General features: G+C 54.0%; 16 protein-coding genes. 13 read left to right on the top strand and 3 right to left on the bottom strand.

The genetic code is table 11. The annotated features are described in order from the left end of the window. Positions 1-23 precede the first annotated feature (23 nt). Both recQ and rhtC read left to right on the top strand, forming a co-directional pair. Positions 24-1,853, top strand: a complete 1,830-nt coding sequence (recQ, locus tag LCS67_RS21970; protein WP_001614753.1) for an ATP-dependent DNA helicase RecQ — start codon at positions 24-26, stop codon at positions 1,851-1,853. Positions 1,854-1,916: 63 nt separating this feature from the next. Then, complete coding sequence (rhtC, locus tag LCS67_RS21965) at positions 1,917-2,537, top strand: threonine export protein RhtC (RefSeq protein ID WP_000980078.1); 621 nt, start codon at positions 1,917-1,919, stop codon at positions 2,535-2,537. Positions 2,538-2,576: 39 nt separating this feature from the next. Here the strand turns inward: rhtC and rhtB are convergent, their stop codons facing one another. Next, entirely contained in the window at positions 2,577-3,197 is a 621-nt protein-coding gene (rhtB, locus tag LCS67_RS21960) for a homoserine/homoserine lactone efflux protein (protein ID WP_000142520.1), read from the bottom strand. A 110-nt stretch (positions 3,198-3,307) separates the two neighbouring features. Here rhtB and pldB point away from each other — a divergent pair, with 110 nt between their 5' ends. From pldB to LCS67_RS21945, 3 genes are all read left to right on the top strand, one after another. Next, positions 3,308-4,324: a lysophospholipase L2 gene (pldB, locus tag LCS67_RS21955; RefSeq protein ID WP_000487685.1), complete on the top strand. Its 1,017-nt coding sequence runs from the start codon at positions 3,308-3,310 to the stop codon at positions 4,322-4,324. A gap of 15 nt (positions 4,325-4,339) precedes the next feature. Beyond that, entirely contained in the window at positions 4,340-5,140 is an 801-nt protein-coding gene (gene yigL / locus LCS67_RS21950) for a sugar/pyridoxal phosphate phosphatase YigL (RefSeq protein ID WP_000285336.1), read from the top strand. An 80-nt stretch (positions 5,141-5,220) separates the two neighbouring features. Continuing rightward, the gene (locus tag LCS67_RS21945; protein ID WP_001196254.1) at positions 5,221-6,120 is read left to right on the top strand and encodes a carboxylate/amino acid/amine transporter; all 900 of its coding nucleotides are present in this window, start codon (positions 5,221-5,223) and stop codon (positions 6,118-6,120) included. Here the strand turns inward: LCS67_RS21945 and metR are convergent. Continuing rightward, complete coding sequence (metR, locus tag LCS67_RS21940) at positions 6,008-6,961, bottom strand: HTH-type transcriptional regulator MetR (protein ID WP_000569782.1); 954 nt, start codon at positions 6,959-6,961, stop codon at positions 6,008-6,010. The genes LCS67_RS21945 and metR overlap by 113 nt on opposite strands. A gap of 248 nt (positions 6,962-7,209) precedes the next feature. On the opposite strand from metR, the gene metE reads away from it, so the two are divergent. The 3 genes from metE to LCS67_RS21925 all read left to right on the top strand — a co-directional run bounded on the left by metE (position 7,210) and on the right by LCS67_RS21925 (position 11,152). Then, the gene (metE, locus tag LCS67_RS21935; protein ID WP_000154196.1) at positions 7,210-9,474 is read left to right on the top strand and encodes a 5-methyltetrahydropteroyltriglutamate--homocysteine S-methyltransferase; all 2,265 of its coding nucleotides are present in this window, start codon (positions 7,210-7,212) and stop codon (positions 9,472-9,474) included. 179 nt (positions 9,475-9,653) lie between these two features. Continuing rightward, positions 9,654-9,800 (top strand): hypothetical protein, encoded by a 147-nt coding sequence (locus tag LCS67_RS21930; protein WP_001614756.1) that lies wholly within the window; start codon positions 9,654-9,656, stop codon positions 9,798-9,800. Between the two features lie 8 nt (positions 9,801-9,808). Next, the gene (locus LCS67_RS21925) at positions 9,809-11,152 is read left to right on the top strand and encodes an anaerobic sulfatase maturase (RefSeq protein WP_023213954.1); all 1,344 of its coding nucleotides are present in this window, start codon (positions 9,809-9,811) and stop codon (positions 11,150-11,152) included. Between the two features lie 79 nt (positions 11,153-11,231). On the opposite strand, the gene LCS67_RS21920 is transcribed toward LCS67_RS21925, so the two are convergent. Continuing rightward, complete coding sequence (locus tag LCS67_RS21920) at positions 11,232-12,044, bottom strand: dienelactone hydrolase family protein (protein WP_000213959.1); 813 nt, start codon at positions 12,042-12,044, stop codon at positions 11,232-11,234. A gap of 258 nt (positions 12,045-12,302) precedes the next feature. Here LCS67_RS21920 and udp point away from each other — a divergent pair, with 258 nt between their 5' ends. The 5 genes from udp to ubiB all read left to right on the top strand — a co-directional run bounded on the left by udp (position 12,303) and on the right by ubiB (position 17,737). Next, entirely contained in the window at positions 12,303-13,064 is a 762-nt protein-coding gene (udp, locus tag LCS67_RS21915) for a uridine phosphorylase (RefSeq protein WP_000045169.1), read from the top strand. A gap of 139 nt (positions 13,065-13,203) precedes the next feature. Beyond that, positions 13,204-14,634, top strand: coding sequence for a DNA recombination protein RmuC (rmuC, locus tag LCS67_RS21910; protein ID WP_000355562.1), 1,431 nt, complete (start codon positions 13,204-13,206; stop codon positions 14,632-14,634). A gap of 95 nt (positions 14,635-14,729) precedes the next feature. After that, positions 14,730-15,485 (top strand): bifunctional demethylmenaquinone methyltransferase/2-methoxy-6-polyprenyl-1,4-benzoquinol methylase UbiE, encoded by a 756-nt coding sequence (gene ubiE / locus LCS67_RS21905; RefSeq protein WP_000229009.1) that lies wholly within the window; start codon positions 14,730-14,732, stop codon positions 15,483-15,485. A gap of 9 nt (positions 15,486-15,494) precedes the next feature. Then, positions 15,495-16,100: a ubiquinone biosynthesis protein UbiJ gene (ubiJ, locus tag LCS67_RS21900; RefSeq protein WP_001116092.1), complete on the top strand. Its 606-nt coding sequence runs from the start codon at positions 15,495-15,497 to the stop codon at positions 16,098-16,100. Further along, positions 16,097-17,737: a ubiquinone biosynthesis regulatory protein kinase UbiB gene (ubiB, locus tag LCS67_RS21895; RefSeq protein WP_000187559.1), complete on the top strand. Its 1,641-nt coding sequence runs from the start codon at positions 16,097-16,099 to the stop codon at positions 17,735-17,737. The genes ubiJ and ubiB overlap by 4 nt, the downstream gene beginning before the upstream one ends. Positions 17,738-17,816 lie beyond the last annotated feature (79 nt).

Below are 17,816 nucleotides of genomic sequence, written 5' to 3'. Positions count from 1 at the left end.
GATTTATGGTGAACGGGGTTAATGTGGCGCAGGCGGAAGTGTTGAATCTGGAATTAGGGGCCAAACAGGTTTTGCAGGAAACCTTTGGCTACCAACAGTTTCGCCCGGGCCAGGAAGCGATTATTGATACTGCGCTCTCCGGCCGCGACTGTCTGGTCGTCATGCCCACCGGCGGCGGCAAATCTCTGTGCTATCAAATCCCCGCGTTGTTGCTGGACGGATTGACCGTCGTCGTTTCGCCCCTGATCTCGTTGATGAAAGACCAGGTCGATCAGCTACTGGCGAACGGGGTGGCGGCGGCGTGCCTGAACTCTACTCAAAGCCGCGAGCAGCAGCTTGAGGTGATGGCGGGGTGCCGTACCGGACAGATTCGTCTGCTGTATATTGCGCCGGAACGTCTGATGCTGGACAACTTTCTTGATCATCTGGCGCACTGGAATCCGGTATTGCTGGCGGTGGATGAAGCGCACTGTATCTCGCAATGGGGACATGATTTCCGTCCGGAATATGCGGCTCTCGGTCAGCTTCGCCAGCGTTTTCCCGCTTTGCCGTTTATGGCATTGACCGCCACCGCCGACGACACCACGCGCCAGGATATTATTCGTCTGCTTGGGCTTAACGATCCGTTAATCCAGATCAGTAGCTTTGACCGACCGAATATCCGCTACATGCTGATGGAGAAGTTTAAGCCGCTCGACCAGCTAATGCGCTATGTTCAGGAGCAACGCGGCAAATCGGGTATCATCTACTGCAACAGTCGGGCGAAAGTGGAAGATACCGCCGCGCGCTTGCAAAGTCGTGGCATTAGCGCGGCGGCCTATCATGCGGGGCTGGAAAACGCTATTCGCGCCGATGTGCAGGAAAAATTTCAGCGCGACGATCTGCAAATCGTGGTGGCGACCGTCGCTTTTGGAATGGGCATAAACAAACCTAACGTACGTTTCGTCGTGCATTTCGATATCCCGCGCAATATTGAATCCTACTATCAGGAAACGGGCCGCGCCGGGCGCGACGGACTGCCTGCGGAAGCCATGCTATTTTACGATCCGGCTGACATGGCCTGGCTACGTCGTTGTCTGGAAGAGAAACCAGCCGGACAGCTTCAGGATATTGAACGGCATAAACTGAATGCGATGGGCGCTTTTGCCGAAGCGCAAACCTGCCGCCGCCTGGTATTGCTTAATTACTTTGGCGAAGGCCGACAAGAACCGTGCGGCAACTGCGATATCTGTCTTGATCCGCCCAAACAATATGATGGCTTAAACGATGCCCAGATTGCGCTTTCTACCATTGGTCGGGTTAACCAGCGTTTTGGCATGGGCTACGTTGTCGAGGTGATCCGCGGCGCGAATAACCAACGCATCCGCGATTTCGGTCATGACAAACTCAAGGTTTATGGCATGGGGCGCGAAAAGAGCCATGAGCACTGGGTGAGCGTGATTCGCCAGCTCATTCATCTGGGGCTGGTAATGCAAAATATTGCGCAGCACTCTGCATTACAGTTGACGGATGCCGCGCGTCCGGTACTCCGTGGAGACGTTCCGCTAAAGCTTGCGGTGCCGCGCATTGTCGCCCTCAAACCCCGCGTGATGCAGAAATCGTTCGGCGGTAATTACGATCGCAAATTGTTCGCTAAGTTGCGCAAGCTGCGTAAAGCTATCGCTGATGAAGAGAATATCCCGCCGTATGTGGTCTTTAACGACGCCACGTTGATAGAAATGGCGGAACAGATGCCGGTTTCCGCCAGCGAGATGTTAAGCGTTAACGGGGTTGGGATGCGCAAACTGGAGCGCTTCGGGAAAGAATTCATGGCGCTCATCCGCGCGCATGTCGATGGTGATGACGAAGAGTAGTCAGCCCGGCAAAAAAGTGCCAGGATGGTGACTCACTGAACTATTTCCCCGCGAGCCATTTTTATGATGATGCTATTTTTCACCGTGGCAATGGTGCACATCGTTGCGCTAATGAGCCCCGGCCCCGACTTTTTCTTCGTGTCTCAAACTGCTGTCAGCCGTTCGCGTAAAGAAGCGATGATGGGCGTACTGGGCATTACCTGCGGCGTGATGGTATGGGCGGGCGTGGCGCTGCTTGGCCTGCATCTCATCATCGAAAAAATGGCCTGGCTGCATACGATCATTATGGTAGGCGGCGGCCTGTATCTGTGCTGGATGGGCTATCAGATGCTGCATGGCGCGCTGAAAAAACAGGATGCGGCGGCGTCTTCTCCGCACATTGAACTGGCGCAGAGCGGGCGCAGCTTTCTCAAAGGGCTGTTGACCAATCTGTCGAATCCGAAAGCGATTATCTATTTTGGTTCCGTTTTTTCACTGTTTGTCGGCGATAACGTCGGCGCTGCGGCGCGCTGGGGTATTTTCGCGTTAATTACCCTGGAAACGCTGGCCTGGTTTACCGTAGTCGCCAGCCTGTTCGCGCTGCCGAAAATGCGCCGCGGCTATCAGCGTCTGGCGAAATGGATTGATGGCTTTGCCGGCGCTTTGTTTGCGGGCTTTGGTATTCACCTGATTATTTCGCGCTAATTTACCTCCGGGCCGGATAAACATCATCCGGCACGACTATCACGCGTGTCTTGCCGACGCCAGGAGCGCGCCTACCAGCATAAACAACGAACCAAACGCTTTATTCAGCGCCTTCATCTGCTTTGGTCCTTTAATCCAGGCGGCAATGCGCTGCGCCAGTGTGGCGTAACCGGTCATCACAATCATATCCACCACAATCGTGGTGACGCCGAGAATGAGGTACTGCGCCAGTTGCGGTTGCTGCGGCATGATGAATTGCGGAAACAGGGCGGCAAGAAAGACAATGCTTTTGGGATTGGTTAGATTGACAAATATCGCCCGTTTGAACAGCCGACCCCGCGATTGCGTCTGGGCGAGAGTATGCAGATCGATAGCGCCTGCGGCGCGCCATTGCTGGATACCCAGCCAGATAAGATAAGCCGCGCCAGCCCATTTCAGAATTTCAAAAGCGATGAGCGAGCGCGAAAAGAGCGTACCCAGTCCGACGCCCACCAGTACGATATGTATCCCCAGCCCGGTCTGGAGTCCGGCGATAGAAGCCGCTGCGCCACGATATCCATGGTTGATAGACGTCGTCATGGTATTGATGGCGCCTGAACCCGGAGAAAGACTCAGCAGAGTTGAGGTCAGTAGATAGGCGAACCACCATTCAAAGGTCATGCGAAACTCCCTGGTTGTCTGTTTTTGTGCCACAATACGCTACTGCCGCTGTGTTGTGTCAGGCACGACGCAAAAAACGATTTTACCTGGTAAACGAGGCCGAAAACCCGATGTTTCAGCAGCAAAATGACTGGGAAACAAGAGAAAATGCGTTTGCCGCTTTTGCTATGGGGCCGCTGACCGATTTCTGGCGTCAGCGGGAAGAGGCGGAGTTTATCGGCGTGGGTAACATTCCGGTGCGCTTTGTCCGTTTTCGAAATGATTCCAACGATCGGACGATCGTCATTTGTCCTGGCCGCATTGAGAGTTATGTAAAATACGCTGAACTGGCGTATGACCTTTTTCATCTCGGTTTTGATATCTTCATCATCGACCACCGTGGTCAAGGGCGCTCCGGGCGGATGTTATCGGACCCGCATCGGGGTCATGTCGATCATTTTAACGATTATGTTGAGGACTTAGCGGCGTTCTGGCAGCAGGAAATTGAGCCGGGGCCGTGGCGTAAGCGTTATATCCTGGCGCACTCAATGGGGGGCGCGATAGCCACTCTGTTCCTGCAACGCCATCGTGTGCGGTGCGACGCTATTGCGCTCACCGCGCCGATGTTTGGTATTGTGATACGCTTGCCTTCCTTTATGGTGCGCCATATTCTCGACTGGGCCGAAGGGCACCAGCGTATCCGTGAAGATTACGCTATTGGTACCGGTCAGTGGCGGGCGTTGCCGTTTGGGATGAATGCGCTGACCCACAGCCGCCAGCGTTATCAGCGCAACTTACGATTTTATGCCGACGAGCCGCAGCTGCGCGTTGGCGGCCCCACCTGGCATTGGGTACGCGAAGGCATTCTGGCGGGTGAGCAGGTTCTGGCTGGGGCGAGCGATGACACGACGCCTACGCTACTGATTCAGGCGGAAGAAGAGCGGGTAGTGGATAACCGCACCCACGATCGTTTTTGTGAAATTCGCGCCGCGGCGGGATACCCTTGTGAAGGGGGAAAACCGCTGGTTATCAAAGGCGCGTACCATGAGATCCTTTTTGAAAAGGACGCCATGCGCTCAGTCGCGCTTAACGCCATTGTTGAATTTTTCAACAAGCCTAATTTATCCAGCGGAAATCGCTTTGCTTAGAGGTTAAATTTTATTATGTATCAGGTTGTTGCGTCTGATTTAGATGGCACGCTGCTCTCCCCCGACCATACGTTGTCCCCTTATGCCAAAGAGACTCTGAAGCTGTTGACCGCACGCGGCATCCATTTTGTCTTTGCCACTGGTCGTCATCATGTCGATGTAGGGCAAATCCGCGATAATCTTGAAATCAAGTCTTACATGATCACCTCCAACGGCGCGCGAGTGCACGATACCGACGGGAATTTGGTTTTTACGCATAATCTGGACAGCGACATTGCCAGCGACCTGTTCGGGGTGGTGAATGCGAACCCGGACATCGTGACTAACGTTTATCGCGACGACGAATGGTTTATGAATCGTCATCGCCCCGATGAAATGCGTTTTTTCAAAGAGGCGGTATTTAACTATTCGCTGTTTGAGCCTGCGCTGCTGGAGCCGGAGGGCGTCAGCAAAGTGTTTTTCACCAGCGACACCCATGAAAAGTTGTTGCCGCTGGAGCAGGCGATTAACGCGCGCTGGGGCGATCGGGTAAACGTGAGCTTCTCTACGCTAACCTGTCTGGAAGTGATGGCGGGCGGAGTGTCGAAAGGTCATGCGCTGGAAGCGGTCGCTCATGCGATGGGGTACAGCCTGAAAGAGTGTATCGCCTTTGGCGACGGAATGAACGACGCTGAAATGCTCACGATGGCGGGCAAAGGCTGCATCATGGGCAATGCGCACCAGCGTCTGAAAGACCTGTATCCCGAACTTGAGGTGATCGGCATCAACGCGGATAACGCCGTGCCGCATTACCTGCGCGATCTTTTCTTACGTTGATGTGATTGTTTGTTAGTTGACCAGTTGTCAACTTCACTCTCCGCTACAATGGGTGTTCCCTGTTTTAAGAGACATCCATTGTGGCGCTACTCATCATTACCACTATCCTGTGGGCTTTCTCCTTTAGTCTATTTGGCGAGTATCTTGCCGGGCATGTCGATAGCTATTTCGCGGTGCTGATACGCGTTGGGCTGGCGGCGCTCGTTTTTCTGCCGTTTTTGCGTTCTCGCGGGCACAACTTAAAAACCATCAGCCTGTATATGCTGGTGGGGGCGATGCAGCTTGGCATCATGTATATGTTGAGCTTCCATGCTTACCTCTACCTGACCGTATCCGAACTGCTGCTGTTTACCGTTCTGACGCCGCTCTATATCACGCTGATTTACGATGTGATGAGTCAGCGTCGTTTGCGCTGGGGCTATGCATTTAGCGCGTTGCTGGCGGTGATTGGCGCCGGGATTATTCGCTACGATCGCGTGACCGACCATTTTTGGGTCGGTTTGCTCCTGGTGCAGCTTTCTAATATCAGTTTCGCTATCGGAATGGTGGGGTATAAACGTCTGATGGAGACCCGTCCCATGCCGCAGCACAACGCCTTTGCGTGGTTCTATCTGGGGGCGTTTTTGGTGGCGGCGGTGGCGTGGTCGCTGTTGGGGAACGCGCAAAAGCTGCCGGAAACCACGCTGCAATGGAGCATTCTGGTGTTTCTCGGCGTGGTGGCGTCCGGCATTGGCTACTTTATGTGGAACTATGGCGCTACCCAGGTAGACGCCGGGACGCTGGGCATCATGAATAATATGCATGTTCCCGCAGGACTGCTGGTTAATCTTGCCATCTGGCATCAGCAGCCCCACTGGCCAAGCTTTATTACAGGCGCGGCTGTGATCCTGGCTTCGCTGTGGGTGCATCGAAAATGGGTCGCTCCGCGCTCCGCACAAACGGCAGATGATCGCAGGCGTGATCCCGCGTCGAGCGAATAAACGCCTCGGTCACCGCCTGACGCTGGTCGCCGTCGCGCACGGCGGCATACAGGCGGCTCCACAGACCATCACCCAGGGTTTTGGTCACCACCAGACCCTGGCGCTCAACGCTTTCCACCACCCAGTGCGGCAGGGCGGCAATACCCATTCTGGCCGCCACCATCTGAATCAGCAGTAGCGTATTATCCACGCTTTTCAGCAGCGGACTGATACCCGCCGGTTGCAGGAAATGTCGCCAGACATCCAGTCGGCTGCGATGCACCGGGTAAATCAACAGCGTTTCGCTGGCTAAATCTTCCGGCGTAATCTGCGTTTTGCTGGCCAGCGGATGGTCGGGCGCCAGCACCAGTCGGACTTCAAAATCAAACATCGGCGAATAATGCAGCCCGCTGCGCGGCAAAATATCCGACGTCATCACCAAATCCAGCTCGCCTTGTTGCAAGGCCGGTTGCGGATCAAAAGTGACGCCGGATGTGAAATCCATTTCTACCTGCGGCCAGCTTGCACGGAAGTTTTCCAGCGCCGGGGTCAGCCACTGAATACAGCTATGACATTCAATAGCGATGCGCAGACGAGTTTGCTGCGGTTCGTTGCACGCCTGCAGCGCACGGCTGATTTGCGGCAGCACCTGGTTTGCCAGTTGCAGCAGAACCTCCCCCTGCGGCGTAAAGCGCAGCGGCTGGCTTTTACGCACGAACAGGCGGAAGCCAAGGCGTTGTTCCAGATCGCTGAACTGATGAGACAGAGCGGATTGGGTCTGGTGCAGCACCGCCGCCGCGGCAGCCAGCGATCCACTATTCCGCAATGCCTGGAGTGTTTTCAGATGTTTAATTTCGATCATGAAAGTCCTTCACTTCGCCATGAACAAATTGCGCTTGAGGAATATACAGTACCTTTACATTATGGATGTGTAAACATCCAGACGTCTAAAACTCGTCATGTTTCGACTTGCAGATGCGTTGGCTTCCTTGCTTACCCCAGTCACTTACTTCAGTAAGCTCCTGGGGATGCGCTGTGTCGCCGCCTTCCTGCAAGCCGAACTATTTAGAGTTTTACTTTCAGATTCAATAAAATAAGAGAGTAAGTAAAATGACAATATTGACTCACACCCTCGGTTTTCCTCGCGTTGGCCTGCGTCGCGAGTTGAAAAAAGCGCAAGAGAGCTATTGGGCGGGGAACACAACTCGTGAAGCGTTACTGGCGGTGGGGCGCGAACTGCGCGCGCGTCACTGGGAGCAGCAGAAACAAGCGGGTATTGACCTGTTACCGGTAGGCGACTTTGCCTGGTACGACCATGTTCTGACCACCAGCCTGCTGTTAGGCAATGTGCCGGCTCGTCATCAGAACAACGACGGTTCCGTGGACATCGACACTCTGTTCCGCATTGGCCGCGGTCGCGCGCCAACCGGTGAACCAGCGGCGGCAGCGGAAATGACCAAATGGTTTAATACTAACTATCACTACATAGTACCGGAGTTCAGCAAAGGCCAGCAGTTCAGACTCACCTGGACACAGTTGCTGGAGGAAGTGGACGAAGCGCTGGCGCTGGGGCATAAGATCAAACCCGTACTGCTGGGGCCCGTCACGTATCTGTGGCTGGGTAAAGTGAAAGGCGAGCCGTTTGACCGCCTGACGTTGCTGAAAGACATTTTGCCGGTGTATCAGCACGTGCTGGCTGAACTGGCAAAACGTGGTATAGAGTGGGTCCAAATTGATGAGCCAGCGCTGGTGCTGGAACTGCCGCAGGCGTGGCTGGATGCCTTCAGACCGGCTTACGACGCGCTCGCCGGCCAGGTGAAGCTGTTGCTGACGACCTATTTTGAAGGCGTGACGCCAAACCTTGACACTATTATCGCGCTACCGGTACAGGGGCTGCATGTTGACCTCATTCATGGCAAAGATGATGTAGCGGAACTGCATCAACGTCTGCCGGTCGACTGGCTGCTCTCCGCAGGCTTGATTAACGGGCGTAATGTCTGGCGCGCCGATTTGACCGAAAAATACGCGCAGATTAACGCCATTGTGGGCAAACGCGCGCTGTGGGTAGCATCCTCCTGCTCTTTGCTGCATAGCCCGATCGATCTCAGCGTCGAAACGCGTCTGGATACGGAAGTTAAAAGCTGGTTTGCCTTTGCGCTGCAAAAATGCGGTGAACTGGCGTTGCTGCGCGATGCGCTGAACAGCGGCGAAACGGCGGCGCTTGAGGAATGGAGCGCACCGATTCAGGCTCGTCGTCACTCCCGTCGCGTACATAATGCCGCGGTAGAAAAACGCCTGGCGGCGATCACCGCGCAGGACAGCCAGCGTGAGAATCCGTATGAGGTGCGTGCTGAAGCGCAACGCGCCCGCTTTAAACTTCCCGCCTGGCCGACGACGACTATCGGTTCGTTTCCGCAAACCACGGAAATTCGCGGCCTGCGTCTGGACTTCAAAAAGGGCAACCTCGACGCGAATAACTACCGCACCGGCATCGCCGAACATATCAAACAGGCTATCATCGAGCAGGAGCGTTTAGGGCTGGATGTGCTGGTACACGGCGAAGCCGAGCGAAACGACATGGTGGAATACTTCGGCGAGCATCTGGACGGCTTCGTCTTTACCCAGAATGGTTGGGTGCAAAGCTATGGCTCCCGCTGTGTGAAACCGCCGGTAGTGATTGGCGATATCAGCCGTCCGGCACCGATTACCGTGGAGTGGGCGAAATATGCCCAGTCGCTGACCGACAAGCCGGTAAAAGGGATGTTGACCGGCCCGGTGACTATTCTTTGCTGGTCATTCCCCCGCGAAGACGTGACCCGCGAAACGATTGCGAAACAGATTGCGCTGGCGCTGCGTGATGAAGTCGCGGATCTGGAGGCGGCGGGGATTGGGATTATTCAGATCGACGAACCGGCGCTGCGCGAAGGTCTACCGCTGCGTCGCAGCGACTGGGACGCCTATCTGGAATGGGGTGTGGAAGCCTTCCGCATCAACGCGGCGGTGGCGAAGGATGAAACCCAGATCCACACCCACATGTGTTACTGCGAGTTCAACGACATTATGGATTCGATCGCCGCGCTGGATGCGGATGTGATCACCATTGAGACCTCCCGCTCGGATATGGAGTTGCTGGAGTCGTTCGAAGCGTTCGACTACCCGAACGAAATCGGGCCGGGCGTGTACGATATTCACTCGCCGAACGTGCCGAGCGTCGAGTGGATTGAAGCCCTGCTGAAGAAGGCGGCACAGCGTATTCCGGCACAACGCCTGTGGGTGAATCCGGACTGCGGTCTGAAAACTCGCGGTTGGCCGGAAACCCGCGCGGCGTTAGCGAACATGGTCAAAGCGGCGCACAATCTGCGTCAGGCGAAATAACCCATCCTGGCCGCTGCGTTTATCCGGCAGCAATGCGGCGCTACCCTTTGACGGGTAGCGCCCGTGTCTGACCTGATTAACAGCGCCTCTTTCTTCTCATTTCCCTTTTTCTTATTTTCCGCGCTGTCTTTTTCAGGATCTGGCTATTTGGCGATCTTGATAATAAAAAGGTTCTCCGTATGAATAACAATCAGGCGGATAGCGTCCCCGGAAGCAGCGCGGCGGATTTTATTGCCTCGCAGATCGTTTTTCCTGTCATGATCGCCCAGCGCTCTCATAGCACAAAACGAGGTTTTCCATTCTGTTATGTTCCCTGGCGACGGTAAACGTCGCATTGTCTCATGGCGCTGGTGAACCTTATTTTTTAACGGAGATGTCTGACATGGCGGTAGCAGGTTGTCACGTAATGGCCAAACCCGGCGGCGCGATCTGCAATATTGATTGCACATATTGCTTCTATCTTGAAAAAGAGGCGCTGTACCCGGAACGCAATAAAAACTGGCGGATGTCGGACGAGACGCTGGAACAGTTTATACGCCAGCATATTGCCGCGCAGAGTGGTGACCGCATTGACTTTGCCTGGCAGGGCGGCGAACCGACCATGATGGGGCTACCGTTTTTCCGCCGGGTTGTCGCATTATGTGAAAAGTACGGCGATGGGCGAAAAATCACTCATGCGTTGCAGACGAACGGCATCCTGGTGAATGACGAGTGGGCGCGCTTTTTCGCTGAACAGCATTTTCTCATCGGTCTCTCTATCGACGGCCCGGCGTCGTTACACAACCACTATCGGCTTAATCGCGCTGGAAAAGGAACTCATGAACAGGTCGTCGCAGCAATGGCGCGGCTTAAAGCGCACCATGTCGACTTTAATACCTTAACCGTCGTGGGAAAACATAACGTCGGTCATGCAGCAGACGTCTACGAATTTCTTCTGGCGGCGGGATCGCGTTTTATTCAGTTTATCCCGCTGGTAGAGCGAATGAGCACCGATAACTCATCGGTACTTAATCTGGTGATGCCCGGCGAAAGCGCGGCGACGCTGGCGCCATGGACGGTACCGTCGTGGCAATATGGCGAATTTCTCAACCAGATCTTTGATATCTGGGTTCGTCGCGACGTAGACCGCGTCTATGTGCAGATGTTTGACGTGGCGTTAGCCGCCTGGACGGCGCAGCAGCCGGTACTGTGTGTACATTCCGAGACTTGTGGACATGCCTTCGCGTTGGAGTCGAACGGCGATCTCTACAACTGCGACCACTTTGTCTACCCGGAGCATCTGCTGGGGAATATCCACCAGCACAGCATCAAAACCTTAAATAATAGCGAGCGGGCTATTGCGTTTGGCGAGGCCAAGCGGGAGACCCTGACCGCCGATTGTCGTCGCTGTGACTACCGCTTTGCGTGTCATGGCGGCTGTCCGAAGCATCGCTTTGCCGTCTCGCCGTCCGGTCATCCTGCGCATAATTACTTGTGTGCGGGCTATAAGCATTTTTTCCAGCACGTTACGCCGTATATGAATGCCTGGCGGGAGCTGCTGGCGCAAGGCTATCCGATGGCATCGATCATGCGCTGGCTGGCGCAGGACGCGCGTAAAGACACAGGAGCCGTCAGTCGTAACCATCTCTGTCCCTGCGGCAGCGGCAAAAAATATAAAAAATGCTGTGGTAAAGCATAGCTAACGTGGCGATGACGCTTTGTTGAGCCTACACCGACTCCGGTCTCGTAGGCCCAACAAACATCGTAATGCGCTGTGGTTAGCCTTTTTTCCCACCGTACTGCGCGAACCATTCCAGCATTCTTTGCCAGCCGTCTTTCGCCGAGGCTTCGTGGTATCCCGGACGATAATCGGCATTAAACGCGTGCCCTGCATCGGGATAGACCACGATTTCCGCCTTCGCATTAGCGGCGCGTAGCGCCTGGCGCATGGTTTCCACGCTCTCCTGTGGAATACTGGTATCCTGCCCGCCGTATAAACCCAGTACCGGCGCGTTAAGATCGGTGGCGATGTCAACGGGATGCTTCGGCGAATTGAGTGACGTGTCGCCCACCAGCTTGCCGTACCACGCTACCGCCGCTTTTAACTGTGGGTTGTGCGCGGCGTATAGCCAGGTAATCCGGCCTCCCCAACAAAAACCGGTGATCATTAGCCGATGCGCATCCCCGCCGTTGCGCGAAGCCCAACTGGCGACGTGATCCAGGTCGGCAAGGACTTGCGAATCGGGTACTTTAGCCACCAGCCCGCTCAATAATGTGGGTATATCGGCGAAATCATTGGGGTCGCCTTCGCGGAAATAGAGCTCCGGCGCGATAGCGAGATAGCCTTCCAGCGCCAGTCGTCGGCAAATATCGCGAATGTGTTCATGTACGCCAAAAATTTCCTGTACCACAATGACCACAGGCAATGCGCCGTCGCTCGCTTTTGGTCTGGCGTAATAGGCGGGCATATCGTCGCCCTGAGAGGGGATCGACGTTATCCCCGCGCTAATGGCCCCATCAGGCGTATGAATCATCGTAGGGGCAAGTGGGGAGGCTGCAGGTGCAAAGCCGGATGGATGTGTCGTTGTCATGGTATTCTCCGTACCCTTAAAAAATAGCGCAATCTTAACTATAGACAGTGTGTAACAAACCACATTGCCTTAAAGCGGCTATCTTTTGTGCAATGCCTGGCGATATTGATTATTTATTGTGATGTGCATCACTTTTTAATGGTAAGCGAGTGCAATTGTTTTACGCCATAGTGATGGTTGTCACGAAAATATCTTTATGCCTTAGGTAAAGTGTCTTTTTGCTTCTTCTGACAAACCCGATTCACAGAGGAGTTTTATATGTCCAAGTCTGATGTTTTTCATCTCGGCCTCACCAAAAACGATTTACAAGGGGCCCAGCTCGCCATCGTCCCTGGCGATCCTGAGCGTGTGGAAAAGATCGCCGCGCTGATGGATAAGCCGGTTAAGCTGGCATCTCACCGCGAATTCACCTCCTGGCGCGCTGAGCTGGATGGTAAAGCAGTTATCGTTTGCTCTACCGGTATCGGCGGCCCGTCTACCTCTATTGCCGTGGAAGAACTGGCGCAACTGGGTATTCGTACCTTCTTGCGTATCGGCACCACGGGGGCTATTCAGCCGCACATCAACGTCGGCGACGTTCTGGTAACGACCGCATCCGTACGTCTGGATGGGGCGAGCCTGCATTTTGCGCCGATGGAATTCCCGGCGGTTGCCGACTTTGCCTGCACCACCGCGCTGGTTGAAGCCGCGAAATCGATTGGCGCCACGACTCACGTTGGCGTAACCGCCTCTTCCGACACTTTCTATCCGGGTCAGGAACGTTACGACACCTATTCTGGCCGCGTTGTTCGTCGCTTCAAAGGTTCTATGGAAGAGTGGCAGGCGATGGGCGTGATGAACTACGAAATGGAATCCGCTACGCTGTTAACCATGTGCGCAAGCCAGGGTTTACGCGCAGGTATGGTGGCGGGCGTTATCGTTAACCGTACCCAACAAGAGATTCCGAATGCGGAAACGATGAAACAAACTGAAAGCCACGCGGTGAAAATCGTCGTGGAAGCGGCCCGTCGTCTGCTGTAATTCTCCTCTCTTTTGCAAAGGCCGACGCGTTCGGCCTTTTCTTTTTGCGTGGCGCCTCGCAGGAAATTCCTTTTAAACTGGACGTTTATACAGCACAATTCTATTTTGTGCAGGACAGTGTGGTTCCAGGAGAGGTGTTGTGGATATTACTCTTATGATAAGCGCCGTCGTGGCGCTGGCGGCTGGGGCGGTGATTGGCTGGCTGGCGACGAAAGCGCACGCCGATCAAATCCGCGCCGATCTTATCGAAGAACGGCGTGAGCTGGATATCGAACTTAGCGCGGCCCGGCAGCAATTAGCGCAAGAAGCGCACTGGCGCAGTGAATGCGAGTTACTTAATAACGAACTGCGCAGCCTGCACAGTATTAATACCTCTCTGGAAGCCGATCTGCGTGAAGTCACGACCCGTCTGGAAGCGACTCAACAACACGCGGAAGACAAAATCCGTCAGATGATCAACAGCGAACAGCGTTTAAGCGAGCAGTTTGAAAATCTGGCGAACCGTATCTTTGAACACAGTAATCGTCGCGTAGACGAACAAAACCGACAAAGCCTGAATAGCCTGCTGACGCCGCTGCGTGAGCAACTGGACGGTTTTCGCCGCCAGGTTCAGGAGAGTTTTGGCAAAGAAGCGCAGGAGCGGCATACGCTGGCGCACGAAATTCGTAATTTGCAGCAGCTTAACGCGCAAATGGCGCAGGAAGCGATCAACCTGACGCGCGCTCTGAAAGGGGACAATAAGGCGCAAGGAAACTGGGGCGAAGTTGTGCTGGCGCGGGTGCTGGAGGCATCCGGACTGCGTGAAGGCTACGAATACGAAACCCAGGTCAGTATTGAGAACGATGCGCGCTCGCGGATGCAGCCGGATGTCATCGTCCGCTTGCCGCAGGGCAAAGATGTGGTCATCGACGCTAAAATGACGTTGGTCGCCTACGAGCGTTACTTTAACGCTGAAGATGACTATACGCGCGAGGCCGCTTTACAAGAGCACATCGCCTCGGTGCGCAATCATATTCGCTTACTGGGGCGTAAAGACTACCAGCAGCTTCCCGGCCTCCGCTCGCTGGACTATGTTCTGATGTTTATCCCCGTAGAACCCGCTTTCCTGCTGGCGTTAGATAAACAGCCCGAACTGATAACCGAGGCGCTAAAAAATAACATTATGCTGGTAAGCCCCACGACGCTGCTGGTGGCGTTACGGACAATCGCCAACCTGTGGCGCTATGAACACCAGAGCCGCAATGCGCAGCACATCGCAGACAGAGCCAGTAAGCTCTACGATAAAATGCGGTTGTTCGTTGATGATATGTCAGCGATCGGTCAGAGTCTGGATAAAGCGCAGGATAACTACCGCCAGGCGATGAAAAAACTTGCGTCGGGGCGTGGCAATGTTTTGGCGCAGGCGGAGGCTTTCCGGGGGCTAGGCGTGGAAATCAAACGCGAGATTAATCCGGATTTAGCGGAACAGGCCGTTACGCAAGATGAAGAATATCGTTTACGATCGATCCCTGAAGGGCGGCAGGATGAACATTATCCCAATGATGAACGGGTGAAGCAGCAGTTAAGTTAACCCATACGGAGTAGTTTAGTCCTGGCGCAGAGTAGGGCAAATTGGCCCAATCTGTTACACTTCTTGAACATTTTTATCGATAAGCAGGCACTGAGATGGTGGAAGATTCACAAGAAACGACGCACTTTGGCTTTCAGACCGTCGCTAAAGAGCAGAAAGCTGACATGGTGGCCCACGTTTTTCATTCTGTGGCGTCAAAGTACGATGTGATGAATGACTTAATGTCATTTGGCATTCATCGTTTGTGGAAGCGCTTCACCATTGATTGCAGTGGCGTGCGTCGTGGACAAACCGTTCTCGATTTAGCGGGCGGTACGGGCGATCTTACCGCGAAATTTTCACGTATGGTCGGGGAAACTGGCAAAGTTATCCTGGCGGATATTAATGATTCTATGCTCAAAATGGGGCGTGAGAAGCTGCGTAATATCGGCGTGATCGGCAACGTAGAGTATGTGCAGGCAAATGCCGAAGCTCTGCCTTTCCCTGATAATACGTTTGATTGCATTACCATTTCGTTTGGTTTGCGCAATGTAACGGAAAAAGAAAAAGCGCTGCGGTCAATGTTCCGTGTGTTGAAACCCGGAGGACGTTTACTGGTGCTTGAATTTTCCAAGCCTATTATTGAGCCGCTGAGTAAAGCGTATGACGCTTATTCTTTCCATATTTTACCGCGTATTGGCTCGATGGTCGCGAACGATGCGGATAGCTATCGGTATCTCGCGGAATCCATCCGTATGCATCCCGATCAGGATACCTTAAAAGCCATGATGCAGGACGCCGGATTTGAGAGCGTGGATTATTACAATCTGACGGCGGGCGTTGTGGCATTGCACCGTGGTTATAAATTCTAGGAGGGTGGAATGCCTTTTAAACCCTTAGTGACCGCAGGAATTGAAGGTCTCCTCAATACGTTTCTGTATCGTTCGCCGGCGCTGAAATCAGCCAGAACGCGATTACAGGGAAAAGTACTGTGTGTGAAGCTAAAGGGATTTTCGACGCCATTAGTCCTGGTATTCAGCGAACGCCAGGTTGATGTGCTGGGGGCATGGGAAGGCGAAGCGGACTGTACGGTAATCACTCAAGCTAGCGTTTTGCCAAAACTACGCGATCGTCAGCAGTTGGCCGCGCTTATTCGCAGCGGCGAACTGGAAGTGCAGGGCGATATTCAGGTCGTGCAAAATTTTGTGGCGCTCGCCGATCTCGCCGAATTCGATCCTGCGGAGCTGTTGGCGCCATACACGGGTGATATTGCGGCGGAAAGTATCGGTAAGGTCGTGCGTGGCGGGGCTAAATTCCTGCGCCACGGGTTTCAACGCCAGCAGCGTTATGCCGCTGAAGCGATCACTGAAGAGTGGCGTATGGCGCCTGGCCCGCTGGAAGTCGCATGGTTTGCCGAAGAAACCGCGGCTGTTGAGCGCGCCGTAGATGCTCTGACCACACGGCTGGAAAAACTGGAGGCCAAATGACGCCAGGTGAAGTACGGCGCCTATATTTCATCATCCGCACGTTTTTAAGCTACGGCCTTGATGAACTCATCCCCCGAATGCGTCTTACACTGCCACTCCGATTATGGCGCTATTCGCTGTTCTGGATGCCAAACCGGCATAAAGATAAATTGCTGGGTGAACGATTAAGACTGGCGTTGCAAGAGCTGGGACCGGTCTGGATCAAATTTGGTCAGATGCTCTCCACACGCCGTGACCTGTTCCCGCCGCAAATCGCCGATCAGCTCGCTTTGCTCCAGGATAAAGTCGCGCCATTCGATGGTCGGCTGGCGAAAGCCCAGATTGAAGAGGCGATGGGGGGGCTACCTGTCGAAGCCTGGTTTGACGACTTTGATATCCAGCCTTTAGCGTCGGCGTCAATCGCCCAGGTACATACCGCGCGATTGAAATCAAACGGTAAAGAAGTGGTTATTAAGGTCATTCGCCCGGATATTTTGCCGGTAATTCAGGCAGACCTGAAACTGATTTATCGCCTTGCTCGCTGGGTACCACGCCTGTTGCCGGATGGACGTCGTCTGCGCCCGACGGAAGTGGTGCGTGAGTATGAGAAAACGCTGATCGATGAGCTGAATCTGCTGCGGGAATCGGCCAACGCGATTCAGTTACGCCGCAATTTTGAAAATAGTCCCATGCTGTATATCCCGGAGGTGTACTCCGATTACTGTAGCCAGAACATGATGGTGATGGAGCGGATATACGGCATTCCGGTTTCGGATGTGGCGGCGCTGGAAAAGAACGGCACCAACATGAAACTGCTGGCGGAACGCGGGGTTAAAGTTTTCTTCACCCAGGTTTTCCGCGACAGCTTTTTCCATGCGGACATGCATCCGGGAAATATTTTTGTCAGCCATGAACACCCTGAAAACCCGCAATATATCGGCATTGACTGCGGTATCGTCGGGTCGCTAAACAAAGAAGATAAGCGCTATCTGGCAGAAAACTTTATCGCGTTTTTTAACCGCGATTACCGAAAGGTGGCGGAGCTGCATGTCGATTCAGGTTGGGTTCCGCCAGATACCAACGTTGAAGATTTTGAGTTTGCCATCCGCACCGTCTGTGAACCTATCTTTGAAAAGCCGCTCGCGGAAATCTCGTTTGGTCATGTGTTGTTAAACCTTTTCAATACAGCGCGTCGATTTAACATGGAAGTCCAGCCGCAACTGGTGTTGTTGCAGAAAACATTATTGTATGTTGAAGGGGTTGGGCGGCAACTTTATCCTCAGCTTGATTTGTGGAAAACGGCGAAGCCGTTTCTTGAGTCCTGGATCAAAGATCAGGTGGGTATTCCGGCTCTCACGCGGGCTCTTAAAGAAAAAGCGCCGTTCTGGGTCGAAAAAATGCCAGAAATACCTGAACTGGTGTACGACAGTTTGCGCCAGGGCAAATATTTACAGCACAGTGTTGATAAGATTGCGCGCGAGTTACAGGTAAACCATGTGCGCCAAAGTCAGTCTCGTTATTTATTGGGAATTGGCGCAACGCTGTTACTGAGCGGGTCATTCTTACTCGTCAACCGCCCTGAATGGGGATTGATGCCTGGCTGGCTCATGGTCGGCGGCGTAGTTGTCTGGCTGGTTGGCTGGCGTAAAACTCGTTGAGATTTTTTTATCGCTCAACGCCGGTTGTGTCACGCAGGTACATATTATCACTCGAGGCAGTACTCAGGCCGCAAGTCAA

It is taken from the genome of Salmonella sp. A7 (assembly GCF_020181675.1).
GTDB classification, from domain to species: domain Bacteria; phylum Pseudomonadota; class Gammaproteobacteria; order Enterobacterales; family Enterobacteriaceae; genus Salmonella; species Salmonella enterica.
Note: the sequence above shows the minus strand (reverse complement) of the source record. Positions and strands in the feature narration are given on the sequence as shown.